Genomic DNA, 22425 nt, shown 5'->3' on the forward strand with positions numbered 1-22425 from the left:
CCTCACCCCAGACGACCCGGACGCCCCCGCCGCCCGGAACACGGCAGCAGGCAGGAAAGCGAAGACGTGACACCGACGGAATCCACCGCCAGGCGCGAACCGGAGGATTCCAGCACACCACCTTCCACCGGCCCCGGCGGCGCCGATCCCCGCCTCCTGGCCCGGCTCAAGGTCCTCACGGTGTGCCTGCTCCTGGGAGCGCTGGCCGCCAGCATCGACCCCGGCAGGATCGTCAGCGACACCAAGCTGGACCTGACGGCCGACCCCCTGGGGTTCATGGAGCGCGCCCTGCACCTGTGGGACGCCTCCTACTTCGGCCAGATCCAGAACCAGGCATACGGGTACTTCTTCCCCAACGGCCCCTTCCACCTGCTGTTCGACCTGCTCGGCACGCCCGACTGGCTCATCCAGCGCCTGTGGATGGCGGTTCTGCTCGTCGCCGCGTTCACCGGGGTGTACAAGGTCGCCGGGGCGCTGGGCATCGGCACCGTCGACACCCGCATCCTGGCCGGGGTCGCCTACGCGCTGGCCCCCCGCGTGCTGACGCTGCTGTCCTACAACTCCGCCGAGTTGCAGCCCATGCTGCTCATGCCGTGGATCCTGCTGCCGCTCGTGCTCGGGGCCCGGCACGGCCGTCCGCCCGCCCGCATGGCACTTCTCTCGGGTCTGGCCTTCCTGCTGTGCGGGGGCACCAACGCCGCCTCCGAACTGGCCGTCCTGGTCGTCCCGGGGCTGTACCTGCTCACCCGGGCGAACGGTCCGCGCAAGTGGCGCCTGATCGCCTGGTGGACGGTCGCGCTGGTCCTCGCCTCGTTCTGGTACATCGCGCCGCTGCTCCTCATGGCGCGGTACGTGTTCTCGTTCATGCCCTACACCGAGGACGCCGCCGTCACCACCGGCGTCACCTCGCTGCTCAACGCGCTGCGCGGCACCTCCAACTGGATGGGCTTCCTGCCCGACCAGGGCAACACCGCGCTGCCCTCGGGGGCGGAGCTGTCCACCGCCCCCTGGCTGATCGCGGTCACCGCGCTGGTGGCGGGCCTGGGCCTGGCCGGGCTGGTCAACCGGCGCACCCCCGAACGGCTCTTCCTCATCGCCAGCCTCCTCGCCGGCACCGCCGTCATCGCCGCGGGCTTCACCGGCGACCTCACGGGCCCCTTCGCTGGGGCCGTGCGCGAGCTGTTCGACGGCCTCCTCTCCCCGTTCCGCAACGTGCACAAGTTCGACGCGCTCGTGCGCCTGCCCCTGGTGCTGGGCCTGGCCCACCTGCCCGTGGTCGTGGCCCGGGATCTGGCCGACCGCAGGGGCACGCCCGTGCCCGGGCGCGTGCGCCGTGCCGTCGCGGGCGCCACCGCCGCCGTCTTCGCGGTCACCCTCGTGCCCGTCGGCACCGTCGGGATCGCCCCCGCGGGCGGCTTCGCGCAGATCCCCGACTACTGGTACGAGGCCTCCGACTGGCTGGAGGCGCGCACCGACGAGCGCGGCATGACCATGGCCCTGCCCGGTTCGGCGCGCGGCGAGTACGAGTGGGGCCGTCCCATGGACGAACCCCTGCAACCGCTCTTCGAGGGGGCCTGGACCAACCACCAGATCATCCCGTGGGGCTCGGCGGGCGTCTCCCGCGTCACCCACGAGATCGACCAGCGCGTCTCCTCGGGCCGCGGCTCCGCCGGGCTCGCCGACACCTTCGCGCGCATGGGCGTCACCCACCTCCTCGTGCGCAACGACCTCCAGCGCACCGGCAACAACGGCGGCTGGCCCGCCCGCGTGCACCAGGCCCTGGCCGACTCGCCGGGCATCGCCCTGGCCGCCGAGTTCGGCCCGGTCATCGGCTCGCTGGACCACCAGTCCGCCTCCCAGTGGTTCGACCAGCCCTACCGGGCGCTGAGCGTGTACGAGGTGGAGGACGCCGCGCCCACCGTCGGCACCGTGCCCGCCGACGAGGTGCTGCGGGTCACCGGCGGCCCCGAGTCCGTGCTCCACCTGGCCGAACAGGGGGTGGTCGACGACGACCGCCCGATCCTGCTCGGGGACGACCCCGGGGCCGGGGAGGTCGCCGCCCGGGACACGATCGTCACCGACACCGCCCGCCGCCGCGAGGTGGTCTACTCCGACGTGCGTCGCAACGTGTCGGCCACCCTCACCGAGGACCAGGAGCTCGAACGAGACGTCCCGGCCCCCGACGTGCTCGACCCGGCCTGGGAGGACCACGTCGCCCACGCCGAGGACGTCGGGATCGCCTCGGTGAGCGCCTCCTCCGCCGAGAGCGGTGCGGGCGCGCGGGCCGCCGACCGCGACCCCGGGCACGCCCCGCACGCCGCGCTCGACGACGACCTCACCACCTCCTGGCGGTCCAGCGCCTTCACCGGAGCCCTGGGGGAGTGGATCGAGGTCGGGTTCGAGGAGCCCCAGGACCTCACCGGGCTCAGCGTCGCCTTCGAGCACCTGCCCGGCGAGCCGCCGCCCTCCCGGGTCACGCTCGTCACCGACGGCGGAGAGGCGCAGGTGCCCGTCGCCGAGACCGAGGAGCCCCAGGAGCTGACGGCCCCGCCCGGCGCGACCACAACGCTGCGCGTGCGCGTGGACGAGCTGGCCTGGGAGCCGGAGTACCGTTTCGGCACCCGGGTGGGCGTCGCCTCGATCTCCGTGCCCGGCCTGGAACCGGCCCGTACGCTGCGGGTGCCCGGTCCCGCCGACGCCGGAACGCTGCTGTTCACCGGCTCCACCGGCACCGCGCCCGGCTGTGTGGAGGGCTCGCACGTGTGGGTGTGCAACCCCGACCTCCAGGTGCAGGGCGAGGACGCGCGCCGCCTGGACCGCACGTTCGAGCTGTCGGCGGAATCGGCCTCGGCCCCGCACACGGTCTCGGGCGAGGTCGTGCTCACCGATCCCCGGGAGGCGGAGAACGCCGCCAACCGGGCCAGCCCGTACCCGAGCGTGACGGCCTCCTCCACGGCCGTGCAGCACCCCGCCGCCATGGGCAGGGGCGCGCTCGACGACGACGAGAGCACCGTCTGGTACCCGGACCCGGAGGAGAAGAACCCCTGGCTCGACATCGAGCTGGGCGCGCCCACCGGGATCGGGCACCTGGAGGTGGAGTTCCCCCGCGCCGACAGTGTGCTGCGGCCGATCCGGGTGACCGTCGAGGGCGGCGGAACGGTGCGCGAGGGCTGGCTTGACGGCAGCGGCCGGGTGGACTTCGCCGAGTTCACCGCGGAGGCGCTGCGGGTGACCTTCGAACGCCCCGAGGGGCAGGCCCTGGAGATCGGCACCGTCACCCTGCCCGGCGTGGACCCGGTGGAGCCGCTGCCCGGGGGCGACGCCTCCACCGCCTGCGGCTTGGGCCCCACGCTGCGGGTCAACGACCAGCGGGTGGAGACGCGGATCAGCCGGGGCACCCTCGCCGACCAGCTCACCGGCCGCCCGCTGCGCTACGAGAGCTGCACCGGCCTGGACCTGGTCGGGGGCGAGAACCGGATCGTGGTCGATCCGGGCAACCGCTACGAGGTGCGCTCGGCGCTGGTGGAGTCCGCCGACCCCGTCTCGGACCGCCCCGAGGTCACCATGGCCGAGGTGGAGCGGGTGCACGCCTGGGGCCCGGGCGAGCGCCGCTTCGACGTGGACGCGGCCGAGGACAGCCTGCTGGTGGTCAACGAGAACTTCAACGAGGGCTGGCGGGCCCGCCTGGAGGGGGCTGACGCCGCACTGGAGCCGATCCGGCTGGAGGGCTGGAAGCAGGCCTGGGTGCTGCCCGCGGGCAGCGCGGGCACCGTCACCCTGACCTACGCGCCCGACACCGCCTACCAACGGGCCCTGGCCGTGGGCGCCGCGCTGGCCGCGGCGCTGGTGGTCGCCGCCCTGTGGCCCAGGCGCCTGCTGCCCGGGGGAGCGGCGGCCGGGACCGCGGCCCCTCGGGGCTCCCGCGCCCTGCCCGACGCCGGCCCCGGGTGGCTGGGAAGGCGGGTCGTGCTGCCCTTGGGCCTGGCCTACGGGGTGTGGGTGGCCGGTGCGGTCGGAGCCGCCCTGGTCGCGGTGGTCCTGCTGTGCGTGTGGTGGCTCGGGCGCCGGGTACCCCGGAGGCTGCGGCACGCCAGACCGGGGCGGCCCTCCATGGGCGGGCGGACGCTGCCGCTCCTGGCGGGGCCCTGGCCGGTGGCGGTGTCGTTGGCGCTGGCCGGACTCTCCATGGGCGCGGGGACCTACCTGGCGCTGTACATGCCCTTCCACGACGTGACCGAGGTGCTCGGGGGAGCGCTGCGCGGCTGGGTCTCCCAACTGCTGTGCCTGCCCGCGCTGACCCGGCTCGTGCTGGCCCTCGGCCAGCCGGGCGACGGTGGGGACGCCGACGCCGATCCGCCGTCGGTCCGCGCCCGGGCTGTCGCCGCGAACGCCGGCGGCGGGGCTGACCGGCCCACTCCAACCGACGGTGCGACCGATGCGGCCGTTGGGGACGACGGTGCTGTCGTCGTCGGGGCCGACACGGCCCCGGAGAGACAGGGGACTGCGGCCGTTGAGGCTGCCGGTGCCGATACGGCTCCTGAGAGATACGGGGCTGGTGGTGACGAGGCCGTCGGGGCCAACGGCGCCGCCGGGGGTTCGGCGCCCCCCGTGAACGATGATGTCGACGGCGTTCCCCGCAGCGGGGGTTCCCCGGACGACGGCCGGTGGGAGAACGACCCCGAGGGGGCCCGGACATGAGCGCGCTCGGCGTCGGCGGGGCCGTCCCCAGCCAGGTCGGCCCCGAGCGCCGACCGGGGCGCTCCCTGCCCCGCGGCACCCTGCTGGTGGCCGTGGGCGCCTTCCTGCTCACCCTGGCCGCCCTGCTCCCGCTCTACGTGTACGAGCGGATGGCACTGCTGCCCGCCGGGGCCGAGTTCGACATCCGCATGCTGGACGAGGACGCCGGTTACCTTGACACCTCCACGTGGTCGTGGGTGGAGGCGGCCGAGCTCAGCCGTGTCACCCGGGTGGACGCCTCCGCGCACGGCGGCGACTGGTCGGCGTGGGAGGTGTCGGTGGACACCTCCGTGCCCGACCGGATGATCGACCACTGGAGCCGCCGCGTCATCGTCGACCGGGAGACCGGCCGGGCGGTCAACTGCTGCGGTGAGCACGTCGACGGCGACCGGGCGGTCCGGCAGGCGGGGCTGGTGCACTTCTGGCCGCCCGGCGGCGAGCAGGGCGAGTACCCCTTCTACGACGCAGAGGTGCGGTCCGCGCCGACACTGGAGTTCCAGGAGTGGGAGCAGGTGGCGGGGGTGCGGGTGCGCCGGTACAGCCAGTGGATCGAGTCCACCCAGGTGCCCGACTCGGCCCGCCCGGTACCCGCCTCCCTGTTCCGCTCCGGGGCCACGGGCACGGTCACCGCCACCCGCTGGCTGGAGGTCAGCCGGACGTTCTGGGTGGAACCGGTCAGCGGGATCGTGGTCAACGCCCACGAGACCCGCGCGGAGACCCTGCGCCCGCAGAACGACAGCGGTGAGGCGCCCCTGCTGTACGCGCGGCTGGTCCTGGCCGAGCAGCAGGTCGCGGCCCGGGCCGAGCAGGCCCGCGTGCGCTCGGTGCTGCTGCGAGCCCTCTCCTCGTGGGCCCCGTGGACGCTGGCACCGCTCGGCGGCCTGGCCGTGCTGGCCGGTCTGGTCCGGGCGCGGCGGGACCGGGACGCGGACGGGGGCGCGGAGCGGGACCCCGGCCGCGCGGAGGGGGAGCCCGCCGCACCGGCGCCTGGCTGAGGCCCGGCGGAACCGGTGGGCCGTGTCGGGTGCTCCGGTGCGGGGGACACCGGCGGATACGGGTGTTCGGGGAGGGAAGGAGCTGTTTCGGCCGTAGGATCACACCCATGTGCGGTCGTTATGCCCAGTCCAGGAACGTGCACCAGTTGCAACTCGCCTTCGGCCTGCCCGAGCAGGCCCTTCCCGAGGAGACCGATCCGCGGGCGTGGCCGCCGCTGGAGGAGTTGGACCCGGACTACAACATCTCGCCGGGCAGGCCGGTGTACGCCGTCCTCGGCCCGCCCCCGCAGGCCGAGGACCGGGGGGAGCCGGGGCCCCGCTCCCTGCACACCATGCGCTGGGGCCTGGTGCCCTCCTGGGCCAAGGACCGCAACATCGGCTACCGGATGATCAACGCCCGCAGCGAGACCATCGCCGACAAGCCCGCCTTCCGCACGGCCTTCCGGCGCCGCCGCTGCCTGCTGCCCGCCGACGCCTACTACGAGTGGCAGCTGATCGGCAGGGACGGGACCGTGCAGGCCAGCACCTCGCCGGTCACCGACCCCCACCACAAGAAGCGCAAGGCCAAGGCGGACAAGAAGCCCTACTCCATCCACTACCCCGACGACCGGCCCCTGGCCCTGGCGGGGATCTTCGAGCGCTGGCGCGACCCGGAGGCGGCCGAGGACGACCCCGCCGCGTGGGTGTGGAGCTGCGCCGTCGTCACCACCGAGGCCGCCCCCGAGCTCGCCCACATCCACGAGCGCATGCCCGTCGTCGTGCCCCCCGGGGACTGGGCGGCCTGGCTGGATCCGGCGACCGGGGCCGACGAGCTGGCCCACCTGCTCCAGGACACCCCGGCCGACCGCTTCGACGTGGACGAGGTCTCCACCGACGTCAACAGCATCAAGAACAACCGCCCCGACCTGCTCGAACCGCTCTCCGACACCGGGGGAGACGAGCCGCAGACGCTCTTCTGACCCGGGGGAGGACGGCACGAACCCGTGCCGTCCGCGCCGCCGGGGGTGGCGTGCGGGAGACACTTTTGTATCCCGGGGAGGGTGGACAGTCCCGCTCCGCGGCCGGATACAGTGTCGGGGGCCACACGGGCCGGGGCCGCCCCGGTCCCGCGTGCACGGGGCGCCCCAGGCGCCCCCACATCTTCATACGCAACGCGGGAGCTCGCGCCATGGCGGGCTGAGAGGGCGACTCAACGGTGTCGCCGACCGCAGAACCTGTTCGGGTAATTCCGACGTAGGGAGGCATGCCATGACGGCTCTCGACGGCCGCGACGTCAGTTCCACCGCCGACCACCGGGTGACCACAGGTCCCATCATGGGATCACGCAAGGTCTACCGGGAGGTCGCCACCCCCGAGGGGCACACCCTCCGCGTCCCGCAGCGCCGGGTGGAACTCGGCAACGGCAGCCACTTCGACCTGTACGACACCTCAGGCCCGTACACCGACGACACCGCGCACATCGACGTCCACCGGGGCCTGGCCCCCGCCCGCGCGGAGTGGGCCCACGCGCCCGCCCCCTCCGGCGGCGCGACCACCCAGCTCGCCCACGCCAAGGCCGGGACCATCACCGCCGAGATGAGGTTCGTGGCCGCCCGCGAGGGGGTGGACCCCGAGTTCGTCCGCCGTGAGGTGGCCGTGGGCCGGGCGGTCATCCCCGCCAACCGGTGCCACCCCGAGTCCGAGCCGATGATCATCGGCAAGAACTTCCTGGTCAAGATCAACGCCAACATCGGCAACTCCGCCGTCACCTCCTCCGTCCCCGAGGAGGTGGAGAAGATGGTGTGGGCCACCCGATGGGGGGCCGACACCGTGATGGACCTGTCCACCGGCAAGCGCATCCACGAGACCCGCGAGCGCATCCTGCGCAACTCGCCCGTCCCGATCGGGACCGTGCCCATCTACCAGGCCCTGGAGAAGGTCAACGGCGACCCGGCCGCGCTGAGCTGGGAGGTCTACCGCGACACCGTCATCGAGCAGTGCGAGCAGGGCGTGGACTACATGACCGTCCACGCGGGCGTGCTGCTGCGCTACGTGCCGCTCACCGCCCGCCGGGTCACCGGCATCGTCTCGCGCGGCGGCTCGATCATGGCGGCCTGGTGTCTGGCTCACCACCGGGAGAGCTTCCTGTACACCCACTACGAGGAGCTGTGCGAGATCCTCCGGGAGTACGACGTCACCTTCTCCCTCGGCGACGGGCTGCGGCCGGGGTCGATCGCCGACGCCAACGACGAGGCCCAGTTCGCCGAGCTGCGCACCCTGGGTGAACTCACCCACATCGCCCGCGCGCACGACGTGCAGGTGATGATCGAGGGGCCCGGGCACGTGCCGATGCACAAGATCGCGGAGAACGTGCGCCTGGAGGAGGAGCTGTGCGGCGAGGCGCCGTTCTACACGCTCGGCCCCCTGGCCACCGACGTCGCGCCCGGCTACGACCACATCACCTCCGCGATCGGCGCCGCCCAGATCGGCTGGCTCGGTACGGCGATGCTGTGCTACGTGACCCCCAAGGAGCACCTGGGGCTGCCCGACCGGGACGACGTCAAGACCGGCGTGATCACCTACAAGCTCGCCGCGCACGCCGCCGACCTGGCCAAGGGCCACCCCAAGGCGCAGGAGTGGGACGACGAGCTGTCCAAGGCGCGGTTCGAGTTCCGCTGGCAGGACCAGTTCCACCTGGCGCTGGACCCCGAGACCGCGCAGTCCTTCCACGACCAGACACTGCCCGCCGAACCGGCCAAGACCGCGCACTTCTGCTCCATGTGCGGGCCGAAGTTCTGCTCCATGAAGATCACGCAGGACGTGCGCAGGTACGCCGAGGAGAACGGGCTGGAGACGGTGGCCGCCATCGAGAAGGGCATGGCCGACAAGTCAGCGGAGTTCGCCGAGCAGGGTAAGCGGGTCTACCTGCCCCTGGCGGAGTAGGAGGCCGCGGACAGGGGCTGGGCCGCGCGTGGCCCGGCCCCCTCGGGGCCCACCGCCCCAAGACACGTGCTCTGCGGTCGGTGCCGGAGCCGAGTCCGCGGCGGTAGGTTTCCGGAACCCGGTACAGGCGGCTCGGGCCGTCGGAGTAGAACACACCCGCGTTGAGAAGAACGCCGGCCTCGTCCGCGTTCAGGCCCACAGCGCCGAGGTCTAAGGGGACCGTGGCGGAAGCTCCCAGCCCCTGGAGACGGATGAGGGGTCCTCCGACCGTGTGGTTCTCGGTACGGATGTCCCCGATCCTCATCCGGCTGCGTGGTTCCGGGGCCTTTCCCGGCCGGCACCCAGCCGAGCACTCCTGCCGACGCCTTCCCGCGGGGCGCGTTTCGGGGCTCCCCGGCGCCGCGTCGTGCGCCTGCTTCGCGAGTGTCCGCGAAGCGGCGCGAGCCCCTGCGCGGATGCGGGCGGAAACGTGTCCGGTAGGTGTTCATCGCCTGTCGACCATTCCCGGGAGGCGGCGGACCCGCGGAGCGGCGTGCAGGGGCGGGGCGCGCTGGCGGACACGCCCTAAGCGGGTTTGCGCGCGCTCGCCACGAGGTGCACGCCCACGTAGTCGTCGGACTCCGTGGCGCGCAGCTCCATCTCCACCAGGCGTCCCATCGACCTCGGGTCGCGCGCCAGCATCATCTCCACCGTGGAGGCGGACAGCACCGTTCGGGGCTTGATCCACTCCAGTTCCAGACCGGCGTCGGTGAGCGCCTCGGTGAGCTGCTCGGCCGTGAAGCACCGCGTGATGGAGCCGTCCGGCCAGGGCACCAGGAGCACGTCCGCGTCGGGAGCGTGGCTCAGCTCCGGCCAGCGGTCCTGTTCGGCCAGCATCGCCATGCCCAGCACCACCGAGTCCACGCACAGCAGGGCGCGGCCCCCCGGGCGCAGCACCCGGCCGACCCGGGCCAGCGCCTCCTCGGTGGCCAGGTGCCGGGACAGCACCCGGTTGTCGGCGATGACCCCGTCGAAGGAGTCCGGGGCGAAACTGCGCAGGAAGGCGGAGTCGCCGACCACGTGGCGCAGCCGTCCGCGCCGGGCGGGCCGGGGCACCACCGCGCGCCCGTTCACCAGGGTCAGCGGTCGGCGCACCGCCACGTCCACCGACGGCAGCAGTGTCACCACGTCGTGTCCGGCGGCCACCGCGCGCGGGGCGCCCTGGTAGTCCGCGCCGGAGAGGTCGAGCAGCAGGGAGGGGGTGTCGGGGAGCCACCGGGCGACCTGTGCCTCGGCGACCGCCCAGTAGAACCGCCAGTAGTCCGACAGGCGGTCGGGAGTGGCGAACTGGGCAGCCGTGGAACGGGGGCGGTCGGAGGCAGGGGTCGGGGACGGTCGCACGTGCACTCCTCTCCCATCCTTCAGGTGTCCTACCCGCACTCTGCCATGCCTCACCTCCGGTGACGGAGGTAAACGACGAAGTTCGCCCGAGGAGGGGACCTTCGTCCCACCGCGGCGCGGAATCAGCTCGGGCGAAGCGTTGTTCTCCCCTACACCGCGCCCGGATCAGCAGTGTCCGGGCGCGCCACACGCGAGTATGCGGGGAGGGCCGACAGACCATGCCGACAGCCGGGACGTGCCTGGAGCGCGAGGAGACGGTGTCGGCGCCACACGGCGCCGATGCGCGGTCCCGCGCCATGGGACCGTATCGTTGGGGTATGGACGCCCCAACCGGGACCAGCGCGAGGAGGCCGACGGGCTTGGAACAGGGCCAGGAGCAGGAGACAGCCGAGGAACGGGAAGAGCGCTTCGAGAGGGACGTGCTTCCCTTCCTCGACCAGCTCTACTCCGCGGCGCTGCGGATGACCCGTAACCCCGCCGATGCGGAGGATCTCGTACAGGAGACCTTCGCCAAGGCGTTCGGTTCGTTCCACCAGTTCAAACAGGGAACGAACCTCAAGGCGTGGCTCTACCGCATCCTCACCAACACCTTCATCAACTCCTACCGCAAGAAGCAGCGCGAACCGAAGCAGGCGGGGACCGAGGACGTCGAGGACTGGCAGCTGGCGCAGGCCGCGTCGCACACGGCGGCGGGCCTGAAGTCGGCTGAGGCCGAGGCGCTCGAACACCTCCCCGACACCGACGTCAAGCGGGCGCTCCAGGAGCTGCCCGAGGACTTCCGGATCGCGGTGTACCTCGCCGACGTCGAGGGCTTCGCGTACAAGGAGGTCGCCGAGATCATGGGGACGCCCATCGGGACGGTCATGTCCCGGCTGCACCGCGGGCGCCGCCAGCTCAGGTCGATGCTGGAGGAGTACGCGGTGGAGCGGGGGTTCCTGCCGGCGAGGGCGGCGGCCGAGGCCGGCGCGGTCGCCTCGGGGACGTCCCCGCGCGGACGGGGACAGGACGTCTCGGATCGAGGAGACCGGCAATGAGCGGCCACGGCGAACACAGCGACACCCCGTGCAGCGAGGTGCTCGCCAAGCTCTACACCTACATCGACGGGGAGCTGGAGGAGGGCAACTACGAACAGGTGCGCGAGCACCTGGACGGGTGCGGGCCCTGCCTCGACGAGTACGGGCTGGAGGAGGCGGTGAAGAAGCTCGTGGCCAAGCACTGCGGCTGTGATCCGGTGCCGACGGACCTGAGGGACAAGGTGCTCAGCCGCCTGGCCCGGGCGCGCACGGAGCAGTTGGCTCGGGAGGCGCGCGTGGAAAGCCCGGGCACCATGCCCTCCTGAGGGGCCGGGCAGTAGCGAGCCCGGTATCCGACGAAACCCGGCACACCTGGTGGCGGAAGCTGGAATTCCAGCTTCCGCCACCTTTTTGTTGGATTTTGTACCCGGTTCCGTTATTGGCGCGCTCTGAAGTGGTGTGTGACTTTTATGCGCTTTTGCGGGAATGTCGTGCCGTATTCCCCGTGCCTGTCGGGTTTTTGGTCAGGCGCTTCCCAGTCGTGTTCCCGCCGCCTTCCCCGACACGCCCGGCACGCCCGGGCCGTTCCCGGTCGTGACCCACTCGGAATGTTTTTTCTGTCCGGATCCGGCCAGCGTTTCGTTCGATTACCTGGGGTAGTCATGCCTGGTGGCTCCGGTCGATGGGCGGCAGGGCAAGCGCCCAGGCGGCGGGTCTTCGTGCACCCCCGCTCTCGGGAGTTTGGTTACTCAGGGTGATCGAATCGCACCACTAATCGAATTCGTAATTCCGTATTCCGGAACTTGGTGCCAGTGGGAGGTGGTGTGGTGGCGGTAGTTCGGGTTGGGGGTAATCGGGGTGCTGTCGTTGCCCGTTAAACTGGACGCCATATCCAACGAATGGGGTAATTTACGCGGCGCGCCCGGGGAAAAAGCGGTGCGCACGCGTCGGGGGAGAGGGGACAACGGTGTTCTTCGGCATGCTCCACGCGGTGATGGGAGTTCTTTGGGTGGTAACCGCCTTCAGCGGATGGTCCTGGTGGTAGAACAGAACCGGTGAAACCATGACAGTCCGGTCGTCGTTGGCGGGGGGTGAACGGGGGTGCGGGCTCTTCCTGGGGGCGCGCGTGTCTACGTCGGAATCATCGTTGTCAGTGCTGTCACCATCATGCTCATCGGTCCCTATACGGGGCTGGATCTGCACGCACTGGTCCTGATCGCGATTCTCTTCGTGGTCGCGGAGTCGATCAGTACGGCGGTCCTGACAGGCGTCAAGGCGGGGATCTCGCCGAGTTCGGCGGTCTCTCTGGCCGCCGTCGTCCTGGTCGGGCCGGTCGGGGCGGCGGTGGTCGGTTTCGCCTCCTGCTTCGTCATCCGCAAGCAGAACCTCGTCAAGAGGGCGTTCAACGGAGCACAGTTCGCACTGGCGGCCTACGCGGCGGGACACGTCTACCTTCTGCTCGGCGGAACGGTGGGAGAACCCGGCCGGGAGGACTTCCCGGCCATCGTCCTCCCCTACGTCGCCGCCGTCCTGACCCATTCCCTGGTCAACTCGGCGCTCGTGGCCGTCCTGATGTGGACCCTGGGCGTCGTGCGCCCCGGAGGCTCCCGGGGCCGGTTCGACTGGCGTCCGCTGGTCGGGGTCGAGCTCTCCTCCATGGGCTACCAGATGCTCGGCCTGGCCATCGCCGCGGTCTGGGGCGGGGTCGGCCTCATCGCATCGCTGCTTGTGCTGCTCCCGCTGTTCATCGCGCGCTGGACCTTCGCCCAGCAGTTGGACGAGGCGCGCGCGCACGAGGCCACCCTGGCCACCCTGTGCCAGGCGGTGGAGACCAAGGACTACTACACCCGGGGCCACTGCATGCGCGTGGCCGAGGGCGCCGCCATGATCGCCCGGGAACTGGGCATGCCCGCCGACCGGGTGCAGAAGATCCGCTACGCCGGGATGCTGCACGACATCGGCAAGCTCGGAGTGCCGACCAAGGTGCTGCAGAAGACCGGCAAGCTCACCGACGACGAGTACGCGGCCATCAAGCTGCACCCCACGCGCGGCTACGAGATCGTGCGCGAGATCAGCTTCCTGGACGAGGCGCTGGCCGGTATCCGGCACCACCACGAGCGCCTGGACGGGCGCGGGTATCCCATGGGTCTGGTGGGGATGGAGATCCCCGAGTCCGCGCGCATCATCAGCGTCGCCGACGTCTTCGACTGCCTGACCTCCACGCGCTCCTACCGCAGGGCGTGGTCGGTGGAGGACGCCGTCGCCGAGCTGCGGGCCTGCGCCGGGACCCAGTTCGACCCCAGGATGGTCGAGGCGCTCGTGCGCGCCGTCGAACGCGAGGGCTGGGAGACCCCCGACATCGCCGAGCCCCCGGGCGGCTGCTACGGGTCGGAGGCGGCCGAGCGCTCCGTGGAGGAGTCCGGCCGAGCCGGGGGACCGGAGGAGGTGTCCGCCGACGCCTCCGCCCAGGAGCGCGCCGCCGGTGAGCCGTCCTCCGCAGGGGCGGCGGCCGACGGGGCCGCCCCCGCGGACGCCGCGGCCTCCGCCGAGGCAGTTACGGGCGGGCGTGAACGATGATGACGCAGAGACAGTCGGACGGGGCCCGGTCGGCCGGACCCGTGCTGAGCGGCCCCGAGGGCGGCGCCCTCAACCACCAGCGTTCGCGCGGGCCGATCTGGCGGACCTCCCGACCGGTGCGCGCGGCGCTGGTCGGCTCGGTGGGCTCGGGCGCCCTGGCCGCACTGGTGTGGACGGCCTCGACCGGGGTCGTGGAACCACACGTGGCGCTGGCGTTCTGCCTGGTGGTCGCGGCCGGTGAGCTGGCGCGGATCACCCTGCCGGGCCACCGGGAGGTGGCCCCCATCGCCTCGGCCGGCGCGATCAGTTACGCGTTCCTGCTGTCGCTGGGCTCCGGGCCGCTGCACCACTCCGCCTGGCAGGTGGTGGCGGTGGTCGCCCTGGGCGTGGCGCTGGGAGAGCTGCCGCACATCGCGGTGGGCCGCAGCCCCCGGGTGGAGGACGTGGCCCGCAGGGTGCTCGTCGCGGCGGCGCTGGCGATTGCCTTCCGGCCGCTGGCCGACCAGCTCCACCTGTCGGGCCCCTCGGTCACGGCCACGCTGCTGATGGCCGCGCTGGTCATGCTCGTCTGGGCGGCGGACTCCCTGCTGGCGGCGGTGCTGCGGGCCGAGCGCCTGCGCACCAGTGCCTCCGTCGCGGTCCGCGACGAACTGCGCGCCCAGTTCGCCACCGGCGCCGCGATCGGCTCCAGCGGGGTGCTGATCGCGCTGGCCTGCACGGTGACCGGCCTGGGCGGTCTGCTGGTGTTCATCGCCCCGCTGCTGGTGTCGCAGGTGGCCTTCCGGCGCCACGCGGAGGTGCGCCGGACCTACTTGGAGACGGTCCGGGCGCTGTCGCGGGTCACCGAGGTGGGCGGCTACGTGGAGAACGGGCACTCGCGCCGGGTCAGCCACCTGGCGCACGGGATCGCCTGCGAACTGGGCCTGGCCGAGGCCGAACTGCTGGAGTTGGAGTACGCCGCCCTGATGCACGACATCGGCCAGCTCTCCCTGCGCGAGCCCATCGCGGGCGGCGCCACCGTGCTCGCCTCGCCCAGGGAGCAGCGGCGCATCGCCGAACTGGGTTCGGCGATCATCCGGGAGACCGGCGTCCTGGACAACGTGGCTGAGACGGTCCGCCGCCAGTGCGAGCCCCTCGCCGGGGACGGCGACGAGGGCGTCCCGCCGCTGGGCAGCCGGATCATCAAGGTGGCCAACGCCTTCGACGACCTCGTGGGCGACGGCGGCGACGCCGAGCGCCGCACGGCGGTCCTGGAGCGCCTGCGCATGGACACCGACAGCGAGTACGACCCCCGCGTGGTGGACGCGCTGGCCACGGTGCTCTCCCGGCTCTGACCCCCGGGGCCCGTCCGGCGGGGCCCACGGGCCCGGTCCGATGGCGGGTGCGGGCCGTGTCACGGCGCCACGGGGGCCAGGCGGGCGAGGGAGTGCCGACGCCCCGCTCCGGCGCCGGCCCGCACGGGGGTCAGTCCCGGGGCGGGCGCAGGCGTGTGACGAACTTGTACCGGTCGCCCCGGTAGAGCGAGCGCACCCACTCCACCGGGTGCCCGTCGCCGTCGAAGCTGTGCTGGCAGTGCAGCACCAGCGGCAGACCGACGTCCACGCCCAGCAGCCGCGCCTCGTCGGGCGTGGCCAGGACCGTCTCGATCGAGGCCTCCGCCTCGGCCAGTGAGACGTCGTAGGCGCTCGCCAGAGCCTCGTAGAGCGACGCGTAGCGGTCCAGCTGCCGACGAAGACCCGGGAAGCGCCGCGCTGCCAGGTGCGCCGTCTCCACGGCCATCGGCTCGCCGTTGGCCAGCCGCAGCCGCTCGATGCGCAGCACGCGCCCGCCGGAGCGGATGGCCAGCAGCTCGGCGAGCTGGTCGTCGGCGTTGATGTAGCTCACGTCCAGGATGCGCGTGGCGGGGTGCAGGCCGTGCGCGCGCATCTCCTGGGTGTAGCTGGTCAGCTGCAGGACCTGTGCCACCTTCGGCTTGGCCACGAAGGTGCCCTTGCCCTGGATGCGCAGCAGACGGCCCTCGACCACCATCTCGGTGAGCGCCTGGCGCACGGTGGTCCGCGAGGTGCCGAACTGGGTCGCCAGGGCTCGCTCCGGGGGGACCGGGTTGCCCGCGGGCATCGCCTCGATCAGTTCCAGGAGCTGCTTCTTCACCTGGTAGTACTTCGGCACCCGGGGGTTGCCGTCCAGTGTGCGCTGACCAGTCATCAGTCTCCTTCGCCGAGTCCCGCGCTTGCCCCACAACCCTCCCGGTGTGGTCGGCACGGCGGGGGTGGCGGCCGCCGATTGGTGTGGACCACTGGTCGAGTGCGTACCTCTTGAGTATGCACGCCTTCATGGGATGATTTGTGAGTGCCTCACCTCAGTGATCTCATCTGGCGACACACGTCACTCAAACAGGCCGATCTGGAGTGGTTCCACTCCCTTGTCTCGGACTGGCAGCTCCTGGCGGACCTGTCCTTCGCCGATCTCGTGTTGTGGGTGCGCCTGCGTGAGGACGACGGCTGGGTGGCCATCGCCCAGATGCGTCCCACCACCGGGCCCACCGCCTTCCAGGACGACCTGGTCGAGACCGTCCTGCGCGACGACATGACCGATGTCACGTCCCGCTCGGCGCCGCGCGTCATCGGGCGCAGGGCCCTGATCGACCGCGCCTGGGAGGAGGGGCGCATCTGCCGCGACGGTGACCCGGACTGGTCGGGAGGCGTCCCGGTGCGCGAGGAGACCATTCCGGTGCGACGCCGGGGCAACCTCATCGGGGTCATCCAGCGCAGCACCAACCTCAGCTCGGCGCGCACGCCCAGCCGCCTGGAGCTGACCTACCTGCAGAGCGCGGGCGACCTGGCCCAGATGATCGCCGAGGGCGCGTTCCCGTTCAGCGACCAGGGCCCCCTGATGGTTCGTTCGCCCCGGGTCGGCGACGGGCTGCTGCGCCTGGACCAGAACGGCGAGGTGGTCTACGCCAGCCCCAACGCCCTGTCGGCCTACCGCAGGCTCGGCCTGACCGCCGACCTGGTGGGGGCGCGCCTGGACCGCACCACGCTGGAGCTGGCGGCACCGGGCGAGGCGCGCGACGAGGCGCTGACCTACACGGCGAGCGGCCGGGCGCCGCAGGAGGCCGAGGTGGACGCGCGCGGGGTCACCGTGCAGCTGCGCGCCATACCCCTGATCATCGACGGGGTGCGTATCGGCGCACTGGTGATGGTGCGCGACGTCACCGAGCTGCGCCGCCGCGAGCGCGAGCTGATGACCAAGGACGCCACCATCCGGGAGATCCACCACCGGGTGAAGAACAACCTCCAGACGGTCGCCGCCCTGCTGCGCCTCCAGTCGCGGCGCCTGGACGTGCCCGAGGCGAGGGCGGCGCTGGACGAGGCGGTGGGCCGGGTCGGGTCCATCGCGATCGTGCACGAGATGCTTTCGCACACCCCCGACGAGGTGGTGGACTTCGACGACATCGCCGACCGGGTCATCCAGATGGCGGCGGAGGTCTCCTCCACGGGCACTGCGGTGGTGCCGCGCCGGATCGGCGGTTTCGGGCTGCTGAACGCGCTGGTGGCGACACCGCTGTCGATGGTCTTGGCCGAGCTGGTGCAGAACGCCGTGGAGCACGGCCTGGGACAGGGGCCGGGGCGGATCGAGGTGCGGGTTCGCAGGTTCGACGCGCAGCCGGGCTACCCGGGGCCGAGCAGCCTGGAGCTGGCCGTCTCCGACGACGGCGGGGGGCTGCCCGAGGACTTCGACCTGGAGGGCACCACGAGCCTGGGCCTGCAGATCGTGCGGACCCTCATCGTGGGCGAGCTGGGGGGAACCCTGGCGATCAGGCCCAAGGAGAGCGGCGGGACCGAGGTGGCCATCAGCCTGCCGCTGGAGCACGAGGAGGGCGAGCTGCCCTGACACGGGGCTCGCGCGGACCACGCGCGGGGCCGGCCCGGGGGTCCGCTGGGCGCACCGGCCCGCGGCGGCTCCGGAGCCGTCCCCGCCGCGCCGCGCGGGGACTCCCCGGGACCTTCCGGGACTCCTCGGCTCTTCCGGGAACCCCTGGGGCCCCTACAGTGCGCGGGGCCTCAGCTGCTCACCATGGTGCGGTAGGCGCTGCCGCGGCGCTTCTTGAGCGCGCGGCGCTCGTCCTCGCTGGTGCCGCCCCAGACACCGCCGTCCTGGCCGCTCTCCAGGGCCCAGCGCAGACAGGCCGAGCTGACCGGGCAGCGGTTGCAGACCGCCTTGGCCTCCTCGATCTGGATCAGTGCGGGGCCGAAGTTCCCGATGGGGAAGAAGAGTTCGGGGTCTTCGTCACGGCAGGCTGCGTCATGGCGCCAGTCCATGCGGTCCACTCCTCACGGTGAGGCGATCGGGGGCTTGTGAAGCTTTTCACGATCTTGTGCGCGTCCGTAACGGGCGAAGGGCGCCCGATGGATGGATTCCATCGGAAGGGGTGTTCGGGCCGAGGTCCGTCCAGGCTTCATCCCACGGCCATGTGGGAAGCGCCCCAATTAACTCGCCTGTAACTCGCGGCGATATCTTGAGCGTGACAGCATCGATCGGCCCATGCAAGAGCTGCCGAGGCCGAAGGTCCTGTTCGGCGTGTCGGGTGCGTCACAGTGGCTCGGAATGGCGTCTTTCAGTGCAATTAACAGACGATTCGTAATGCCTTCGGTACAGAGTGGAAGTTGACCTGTTCGCGGTCTCCCAGGTATTCGCCGTCGATTTGGAAGGCCCTGGGGTGGGATGACGTGATCTGGAGAGAGTCCTGGTCATGCCACGTCACGTAGCCGTCCCCACGTGCGGGAAGGCCTTTGGGGAAGAACATTTGGGAAAGGATCCACCCCGTGAGCGCGTGCGAGGAGTGGGTCAGCGCGAAAGCGTCCAGGCCCAGATCGAAACGCGAGGACGGAGTCGGCTGAAGCGGCAGCGCCCCCGCGTAGGTCCAGGGCGTGGTGTTGGTGACGAGCGCGAAATACGCTCCGACAAGGGACCTCCCGTGGCTGACCACGCTTAGTGACGGATCGCGGATATCCCCCTGGAAGAACAGCTTTACCGCTACTTCGGCGTACAGCGCGGGAGTGGCCCTGCGCCCGTTGGCGCGCTCGTTCTCCACCTGCTGGACCACGTCGGCGTCCCAGCCGAAACCAGCACAGAAAGTGAAGTAGCGGTCGTCCTGGTCGCTGGTGATCCGGCCGAGGTTGATCTCGCGCTCGCGGCCCTCCCGGACCGCCTCCAGTACGAGGCCGGTGGCCTCCACAGGGTCGCCGGGCACGCCCAGGGCGCGGATGAAGACGTTGGCGCTGCCGCCGGGGATCACCGCGTAGCGGGGGCGTCTGAGCCCCTCGGGGGTGGTGAGCAGGCCGTTGACCACCTCGTTGACGGTGCCGTCGCCGCCCAGGCTCAGGACCAGCTCGTACCCGTTCCCGGCCGCCTCGCGGGCCAGCTCGCCCGCGTGGTCGCGGTACTCGGTCTCGGACACGGTGACGTCCAGCTCCGACGCCAGGGCGCCCATGATCACTTCACGCGTGTGTGACGTGGTCGTGGTGGCCTGGGGGTTCATGATGAGAAGGGCGCGCACCACGCCAGTCTAGGGCGTATCTCCCGGGGCCTCCGCTCCGTTTCCGCCCGTCCGCCGCCCGCCGGGGTGCTCCGCGCCGGGTCGGTCCGCCCTCGGCGGACGCCGCGCGCCGCTCCCGTCCTGTCCAGGCGGGCGCCGCGTGCGCGAGGCCCGGGGCCGAGGGGAGGGAGCTCCGGAGCGCGTATAGGCTCGTCAGGTGTCTTCGCGTCCCGTCACCATCGTCATCGCCGCCGCCCTGGAAGCCCTGATCGGGCTGGCCGCCGCCGTCAGCGGGGTCTACAGCCTCTTCACCGCGATCACCGGCCGGGCCAGCGACCTGACCAGCGCGATCCCCCTGACCGCCCTGGGGCTGGGCGCGGGCGCGCTGCTGGTCTTCGTCGCGCGCGGGCTCTGGCAGCTGCGGGACTGGGCGCGCACGCCGGTGTTCGTGACCCAGCTCTTCCTGGCCGTGGTGGCCTACTACATGTTCACCAGCGAGCAGTACGCGTTCGCGGCGGTGCTCGCGGTCGTGGCGGTGTGCGCATCCGCCGCCGTGCTCTCACCGCCGACGACCGCGGCGCTCTTCCCCGAGGAGCGCGGGAAGTAGCGCCGCGGCCGCTCTCGTCGGCGACCGCTCGCGCGTCAGTCGTCTGTGGTCAGCGCCTGGCGCAGCTGCGCCAGGGTGCGGGCCAGCAGACGGGACACGTGCATCTGCGAGATGCCCAGCTCCTGGGCGATCTGCGACTGCGTCATGTTGCCGAAGAAGCGCAGCAGCAGGATGCGCTTCTCCCGAGGTGGAAGCTGTTCCAGGAGCGGCTTGAGCGACTCCCGGTACTCCACGCCCTCCAGGGACTCGTCCACGATGCCCAGTGAGTCGGCCACCGCGGGCGCGTCCTCGTCCCCGCTGTCGGGCGCGTCCAGCGACACCGTCGAGTAGGCGTTGGCGGACTCCAGGCCCTCCAGCACCTCCTCCTCGGTCATCTGCAGGTGCGCCGCGAGCTCGGCGACGGTCGGGGAGCGCCCCTCCCGCTGCGACAGGTCGCTGACCGCCTTGGTGAGCGAGAGCTTCAGCTCCTGGAGGCGACGGGGAACCCGCACCGCCCAGCCCTTGTCGCGGAAGTGCCGCTTGATCTCACCGACGATGGTGGGGGTGGCGTAGGTGGAGAACTCCACCCCGCGCTCCAGGTCGAACCGGTCGATGGACTTGATCAGCCCGATCGTGGCCACCTGGGTGAGGTCGTCGAGCCACTCGCCCCGGTTGCGGAAGCGGCGGGCCAGGTACTCCACCAAGGGCAGGTGGAGCTCCACCAGCTCGTCGCGGATCCGCCGGCGCTCCTCGGAGTCCGCCTCGAGTTCGCCGAGGCGCTCGAACAACTCTCTCGCGCGGGCCCTGTCGGGCACCGCGTGCTCGGTCTTCGCTGTCAGAGCGGGCCCCCTCTCGCTCACGCCGACTCCAGCGTGCCGCGGCGTTTGTACAGGACGATGTGGACACGGTCGTCCGGTCCGACCCCCGCGTCGACCTCTCCCGCGAGGGCGGACAGGACGGTCCAGGCGAAGGTGTCGCGGGCGGGGAGGTGCCCGTCCGCGGTGAGCACCGAGACGGAGATGCGCATCCCGTCGGGGGTGAGTTCGAATTCCGTGGTCAGTTCCGTGCCCGGCAGCGCCTGGGAGAGGAGCATGGCGCAGGCCTCGTCGACACCGATCCTCAGGTCCTCGATCTCGTCGAGGGTGAAGTCCAGTCGCGCGGCCAGACCCGCCGTCGCCGTCCGCAGCACGGACAAGTAGGCGCTGTCCGCGGGCATGTTGACGGTGACAGCGTCCCGGACGCCGATGGCGTCGGCCGTGGGCACAGCGGTTTCTTCGGTCACGTCCCTCCTTCGGGGGGCGGGGTTGCCGCTTGAGAGCAATGTATCTGGTCTAGCCTGCCACTGACGCAGGGCGAACGGATCGTGTCCACACGATCCGGGGCGAAAGGCGGGACGGACGGCCGGTCTCAGGGGCCCTCCGAGCCCAGTGCTTCCAGCGCGCCGCCGTCCAGGCGGCGGACCGTCCACCCGTCCATGGGGCGCGAGCCCAGGGACTCGTAGAACCGTATCGAGGGCTCGTTCCAGTCCAGCACCGACCACTCCAGCCGGGTGTAGCCGCGTTCGACGCAGATCCGCGCCAGGGTCCGCAGCAGGGCCTGCCCGTGCCCCCGCCCGCGCGACCGGGGGCGCACGTACAGGTCCTCCAGGTACACGCCGTGCTTGCCGGTCCAGGTGGAGTAGTTGCGAAACCACAGCGCGAACCCGACGACCGGGCCGTCCCCGTCCTCCTGTGCGACGTGCGCGAACACCGCCGCGTCCGGTCCGAACAGCGCGGTGCGCAGGTCCTGTTCGGTGGCGACGACCGCGTCCGGCTCCTTCTCGTACTCGGCGAGTTCGCGGACCAGGGCGTGGATGACTGGAACGTCGTCGGGACCTGCGGGACGGATCATCGGAGCACCTCTGGCGCGCGGCGGGGACACGGTCGAATCCAGGGTATGCGCTGCGGCGGGGCGCCCCCGCGCTCCGGAGCCGCTCAGGGCCGGTGGGCGACCACCCGCTCCACCAGTCCGAGGAACAGCCGGTCGTGGTGGACGACCTCGAACCCGGCCTCGACGGCGACGTCCCGGGGCAGGCGGCGCGGGTTCTCACGGCGCCGCTCCACCAGCCGCCCGGGCATGCGGGCGTACTCGATGTGGTCGACCATCAGGAGCCTGCCGCCCGGCGTCAGCACACGGTACATCTCCGCCAGGGCGCGCCCCTGGTCGGGGACGGCGCACATCGCCAGCGTGCACAGGACGGTGTCGAAGGCCCGGTCGGGGAAGTCCAGCTCTTGGGCGTCGCCCTCCACGAAGCGCACGGCCCTGCCCAGCTCCTCGGCCCTCTCGCGGGCGCGGTCGAGCATCCGCGGGCTGACGTCGACGGCGGTGAGGCGCACCTGCGGCGGGTAGTGGGGGAGGTTGCGGCCCGACCCGACCGCCACCTCCAGCGTCTCGCCGCGCGCCCCGGCGCACAGGATCTCGCGGGTGCGGCGCATAGCGGGGCTCTGGAAGCGCTCGCTGTGCTCGCAGTAGGCGGCCATCCGGTCCCAGCGCCTGCGTGTGTGTTCCGTGCGAGCGTCCATGTGCCTCTCCCGAGCGGGGCGCGTACACCACGACTCTGGCGACGCGCCGCCGTGCGGTCAAGGGATCCGGGGGTGTTTCCCCGGCCGGTACCGGCCGCCGCGCCCGGGCCGGGGA

18 protein-coding genes and 1 riboswitch are annotated in these 22425 nt (G+C 71.9%); of the genes, 10 read left to right on the forward strand and 8 right to left on the reverse strand.

What is annotated here, in order from left to right:
- Positions 1 to 66: 66 nt before the first annotated feature.
- The 4 genes from ABD54_RS11350 (at position 67) to thiC (ending at position 8654) form a co-directional block, all read left to right on the forward strand.
- Positions 67 to 4698: an alpha-(1->3)-arabinofuranosyltransferase gene (locus ABD54_RS11350; RefSeq protein ID WP_047869422.1), complete on the forward strand. Its 4632-nt coding sequence runs from the start codon at positions 67 to 69 to the stop codon at positions 4696 to 4698.
- Positions 4695 to 5732, forward strand: coding sequence for a DUF3068 domain-containing protein (locus ABD54_RS11355; RefSeq protein ID WP_047869423.1), 1038 nt, complete (start codon positions 4695 to 4697; stop codon positions 5730 to 5732). Before ABD54_RS11350 ends, ABD54_RS11355 begins: the two co-directional genes overlap by 4 nt.
- 107 nt (positions 5733 to 5839) lie before the next feature.
- Positions 5840 to 6691, forward strand: coding sequence for an SOS response-associated peptidase (locus ABD54_RS11360; RefSeq protein ID WP_047869424.1), 852 nt, complete (start codon positions 5840 to 5842; stop codon positions 6689 to 6691).
- A 184-nt stretch (positions 6692 to 6875) separates the two neighbouring features.
- A riboswitch (TPP riboswitch) is annotated at positions 6876 to 6987 on the forward strand.
- Positions 6981 to 8654 carry a phosphomethylpyrimidine synthase ThiC gene (gene thiC / locus ABD54_RS11365; protein ID WP_047869425.1) on the forward strand — a complete coding sequence of 558 codons (1674 nt, stop codon included), beginning with the start codon at positions 6981 to 6983 and terminating at the stop codon, positions 8652 to 8654. (Overlaps the previous riboswitch by 7 nt.)
- A gap of 564 nt (positions 8655 to 9218) precedes the next feature.
- Here the strand turns inward: thiC and ABD54_RS11370 are convergent.
- The gene (locus ABD54_RS11370; protein WP_047869426.1) at positions 9219 to 10040 is read right to left on the reverse strand and encodes a methyltransferase; all 822 of its coding nucleotides are present in this window, start codon (positions 10038 to 10040) and stop codon (positions 9219 to 9221) included.
- 311 nt (positions 10041 to 10351) lie between these two features.
- Here ABD54_RS11370 and ABD54_RS11375 point away from each other — a divergent pair, with 311 nt between their 5' ends.
- The 4 genes from ABD54_RS11375 (at position 10352) to ABD54_RS11390 (ending at position 14958) form a co-directional block, all read left to right on the forward strand.
- Positions 10352 to 11068: a sigma-70 family RNA polymerase sigma factor gene (locus ABD54_RS11375; protein ID WP_047869444.1), complete on the forward strand. Its 717-nt coding sequence runs from the start codon at positions 10352 to 10354 to the stop codon at positions 11066 to 11068.
- A complete protein-coding gene (rsrA, locus tag ABD54_RS11380; protein ID WP_047869427.1) occupies positions 11065 to 11373 on the forward strand; it encodes a mycothiol system anti-sigma-R factor in 309 nt (102 codons plus the stop codon). The genes ABD54_RS11375 and rsrA overlap by 4 nt, the downstream gene beginning before the upstream one ends.
- 841 nt (positions 11374 to 12214) lie before the next feature.
- Entirely contained in the window at positions 12215 to 13624 is a 1410-nt protein-coding gene (locus ABD54_RS11385) for an HD-GYP domain-containing protein (protein ID WP_082166776.1), read from the forward strand.
- A complete protein-coding gene (locus ABD54_RS11390) occupies positions 13624 to 14958 on the forward strand; it encodes an HD-GYP domain-containing protein (RefSeq protein WP_082166777.1) in 1335 nt (444 codons plus the stop codon). Before ABD54_RS11385 ends, ABD54_RS11390 begins: the two co-directional genes overlap by 1 nt.
- Positions 14959 to 15088: 130 nt before the next feature.
- Here the strand turns inward: ABD54_RS11390 and ABD54_RS11395 are convergent, their stop codons facing one another.
- Positions 15089 to 15829 carry a GntR family transcriptional regulator gene (locus ABD54_RS11395; protein WP_047869430.1) on the reverse strand — a complete coding sequence of 247 codons (741 nt, stop codon included), beginning with the start codon at positions 15827 to 15829 and terminating at the stop codon, positions 15089 to 15091.
- Between the two features lie 144 nt (positions 15830 to 15973).
- On the opposite strand from ABD54_RS11395, the gene ABD54_RS11400 reads away from it, so the two are divergent.
- Positions 15974 to 17518, forward strand: coding sequence for a sensor histidine kinase (locus ABD54_RS11400; RefSeq protein ID WP_047869431.1), 1545 nt, complete (start codon positions 15974 to 15976; stop codon positions 17516 to 17518).
- 170 nt (positions 17519 to 17688) lie between these two features.
- Here the strand turns inward: ABD54_RS11400 and ABD54_RS11405 are convergent, their stop codons facing one another.
- Positions 17689 to 17946 (reverse strand): WhiB family transcriptional regulator, encoded by a 258-nt coding sequence (locus tag ABD54_RS11405; protein ID WP_047869445.1) that lies wholly within the window; start codon positions 17944 to 17946, stop codon positions 17689 to 17691.
- 305 nt (positions 17947 to 18251) lie between these two features.
- Entirely contained in the window at positions 18252 to 19184 is a 933-nt protein-coding gene (locus ABD54_RS11410; protein ID WP_047869446.1) for a diacylglycerol kinase family protein, read from the reverse strand.
- A 196-nt stretch (positions 19185 to 19380) separates the two neighbouring features.
- Between ABD54_RS11410 and ABD54_RS11415 the strand changes: the two genes are divergently transcribed.
- The gene (locus tag ABD54_RS11415) at positions 19381 to 19770 is read left to right on the forward strand and encodes a hypothetical protein (protein ID WP_047869432.1); all 390 of its coding nucleotides are present in this window, start codon (positions 19381 to 19383) and stop codon (positions 19768 to 19770) included.
- Between the two features lie 35 nt (positions 19771 to 19805).
- Here ABD54_RS11415 and ABD54_RS11420 read toward each other — a convergent pair whose 3' ends face one another.
- The 4 genes from ABD54_RS11420 to ABD54_RS11435 form a co-directional block, all read right to left on the reverse strand.
- On the reverse strand, positions 19806 to 20564 hold the full coding sequence (locus ABD54_RS11420) for an RNA polymerase sigma factor SigF (protein WP_061080583.1): 759 nt from the start codon (positions 20562 to 20564) through the stop codon (positions 19806 to 19808).
- 41 nt (positions 20565 to 20605) lie between these two features.
- The gene (locus ABD54_RS11425; RefSeq protein WP_047869433.1) at positions 20606 to 21031 is read right to left on the reverse strand and encodes an anti-sigma factor; all 426 of its coding nucleotides are present in this window, start codon (positions 21029 to 21031) and stop codon (positions 20606 to 20608) included.
- Positions 21032 to 21156: 125 nt separating this feature from the next.
- The gene (locus ABD54_RS11430; protein WP_047869434.1) at positions 21157 to 21639 is read right to left on the reverse strand and encodes a GNAT family N-acetyltransferase; all 483 of its coding nucleotides are present in this window, start codon (positions 21637 to 21639) and stop codon (positions 21157 to 21159) included.
- An 83-nt stretch (positions 21640 to 21722) separates the two neighbouring features.
- Entirely contained in the window at positions 21723 to 22310 is a 588-nt protein-coding gene (locus tag ABD54_RS11435) for a class I SAM-dependent methyltransferase (RefSeq protein WP_047869435.1), read from the reverse strand.
- Positions 22311 to 22425: the final 115 nt, after the last annotated feature.

The sequence above is a fragment of the Nocardiopsis sp. RV163 genome (assembly GCF_001029525.1).
Lineage (GTDB): Bacteria > Actinomycetota > Actinomycetes > Streptosporangiales > Streptosporangiaceae > Nocardiopsis > Nocardiopsis dassonvillei.